Here is a 2,673-nt window from a genome sequence, read left to right on the forward strand (position 1 = left end):
TTTTTTTGCAATCTTATATTTTCCTTCGGAAAATAACGATGGCACAAAATCGCAACTTTTAATACACATAAACGTTGTAGCACATTTAAAAAATGAGAAATAATAAGAAAAAGAGATATTGAAATAACATATTAAAAATAGTAAAATTGGAAATTAATAAAATGAGACAATTTTAGTCTTGAAGAGAATATTTGTGAAACAATGAATCTTAAAAGCAATTTGAAAAAACTTAAAAATGACGAGTTTTCTGGAAAATTAATTCTTGCTCTAATTTTAATAGTTGTTATTATTGGAATTTTTTATCAGTATTATGGTCAAAATGAGATTGAGAATAATAAGGAAAATACCACAGGAGAAGTAATCGAATTTTTGCATAAAACAAATTTAGATTATGCAATTATATATGAATATTTTGTTGAAGGAAAAAGATATACTAATCAAATCGGAATTTCGTTTTTTAAATGTGAAAATGGGAAAAAAGGTTGTTTAGGAGAAAAATTCACTGTTTATTATTCAAAGAAAAATCCGAAATTCAGTAAAATAGACCTTGGAAAATATAATGAATTTCAAAACACGGTTGATTTTACAAAAATTTTAGAATGAAAAAAACGTGCTACAACACCGTACAAAATTAATTGCTTGCTTTTTGCCTACTTACGAAAATCCTCGCGGATTTTCTTTGTTAGTAATTATTTAGCAAATTTAAGGCTTAAACCACGCAACTAACCTTGTACAAACACGTTAGGCACAAGTAACCCACGAATGAAAATTCAGTAAAAAAATGTACCTTTGCAGTTAGTAAAAAAACACTAGAAAGATTCTTGACAATTGAACACAACATATCACGAATAGATTATCTTCTAAAGTTATACAGAATAACTTTGAAAGAATTATTGGAAAAAATCAGCGAAGGCCTGAAAAACCCAATAACTAAGGATGACTTATACTCTAGTGAAATTAAAATTAGTCATTTAAAGAAAATTGATAAAGTTTTCAATAAAGGTCTTGAGTACTATATTAATCCTCGACCAATTTCAGAAAACAAAGATGCTAGTATTTTTTTTAGAAAAGATAAATTCAATTCTGACTTAAATATTGGAGCTAAGAAAATCGTGAATCAGTTTGAAGATTTGAAAAATTCATTAACTGCAATATCTAAACTATCTGACATACAATTTGAGCGAAAAATTCCAATTTTCTCAATAAAAGATAGTCCTAGAAAAGTAGCTCAGGAAATTAGGGATTTATTATATCCGAATGAGTTTTCGCCAATTTTAAGAGACTTTTTAAAAGAACTTATATCAACGTTTGCAGAAAACAATATAATGGTATTTGAGTTTATAGAAACTTGGAATAAAAAAGATACTGCAAATATTAATGGCTTTTATCTAAACCCAAATGTGATTGTTTTAAAACGACAACAAAAATCATTTAGAAGAGAAATCTTTACTTTAATTCACGAGTTAGGTCATTATTTACTTAATGAAGAAGAAATTGAAGAAGTTGATGTTAAATCAATATCTCAAAAAGATTTAAGTAAAATAGAAAATTGGTGTAATGAATTTTCTTATTTCTTTTTAGTTGGAAATTATGCAAACACTATTGAAGGTCTAAATAAGGCAGATTCATCAAATGATTATCATTTTGATTTAATTCAAAGAATTTCAAAAGAAACTAACTTAAGCACATTAGCATTATATACAAGATTGCTGTATTCTAAAAAGATTTCTTATAAAGGTTATAACAATGTCAAAAATGAACTTGAAGAACTTTATAAAAAGAAAATAGAGGAAGAAAACAAAAAAAAGGAATTAGATAAAATTTCAGGAATAAAAAAAGGTGGTTCTGTTCCTAAACCTATTAACTCACCACTATTTGTAAACACATTACAAACCGCATTATATGGTGGAGTTATTAATGAATATGACTTTTGTAAAAAACTAAATATTAAACCTGAAAAAATTGATAAATATATCTAATGAGATTTATAATTGATACAAGTACTTGGGTTTCATTAGTTAGATACTACAAACCTTTTGATAATAATTCTGTAATTTATGATTTTTTCAAACAAAAAATTAGAGGCGGAGAATTTATATTATTATCAGAAGTATCAATAGAATGTTCTTATGTTTCAAAAAAAATCGTTACAAAAGAATTGGACTTTATAATTGACAAACAATTTATTACAAAAACAGCAAGTTTACTTCCAACTAGGAAATTTTATAACTTATTAGATAATCAGTTTTGTAATCAATTCCAAAAAAGATTATTATCAGAAACAGATATTGAATCTTTAACAAATGATTTTCTCAAATCAGCTGATGCAAAAATAATTCTTAAATCAATAGAAATCTCAAAAACTTTAGATAATCAAATCACAGTTGTAACTGAGGAAACAAGTTCTAATAATGACAATAAATTATTCAAAAAAATCCCTTTGATTTGTAAAGAATTAAATGTTGAATGTATTGGATTACCTAAATTAATAAAGTTATTCAATAAAGAAATCAACGTTCGAATTAAAAATACCAGTGCCTAACACCGTATAAAATTAATTGCTGGTTTTAGCTTATTTACGAAAGTCCTCGCGGAATTTCTATCTGTGATTTATTTGCTAACTTTAGTGCTTAAAACACGCAACTAATCTTATACAACAACGTTATGTTTTAT

The 2,673-nt window shown here is 25.7% G+C and carries 3 protein-coding genes; all 3 read left to right on the forward strand.

What is annotated here, in order from left to right; all coding sequences use genetic code 11:
• Positions 1 to 219: 219 nt before the first annotated feature.
• Positions 220 to 603: a hypothetical protein gene (locus ACW9UN_RS16930; protein WP_459487549.1), complete on the forward strand. Its 384-nt coding sequence runs from the start codon at positions 220 to 222 to the stop codon at positions 601 to 603.
• Between the two features lie 278 nt (positions 604 to 881).
• Positions 882 to 1,979 carry an ImmA/IrrE family metallo-endopeptidase gene (locus tag ACW9UN_RS16935; protein ID WP_459487550.1) on the forward strand — a complete coding sequence of 366 codons (1,098 nt, stop codon included), beginning with the start codon at positions 882 to 884 and terminating at the stop codon, positions 1,977 to 1,979.
• Positions 1,979 to 2,542 carry a DUF4411 family protein gene (locus tag ACW9UN_RS16940; RefSeq protein ID WP_459487551.1) on the forward strand — a complete coding sequence of 188 codons (564 nt, stop codon included), beginning with the start codon at positions 1,979 to 1,981 and terminating at the stop codon, positions 2,540 to 2,542. Before ACW9UN_RS16935 ends, ACW9UN_RS16940 begins: the two co-directional genes overlap by 1 nt.
• Positions 2,543 to 2,673 lie beyond the last annotated feature (131 nt).

It is taken from the genome of Polaribacter litoreus, from assembly GCF_054584775.1.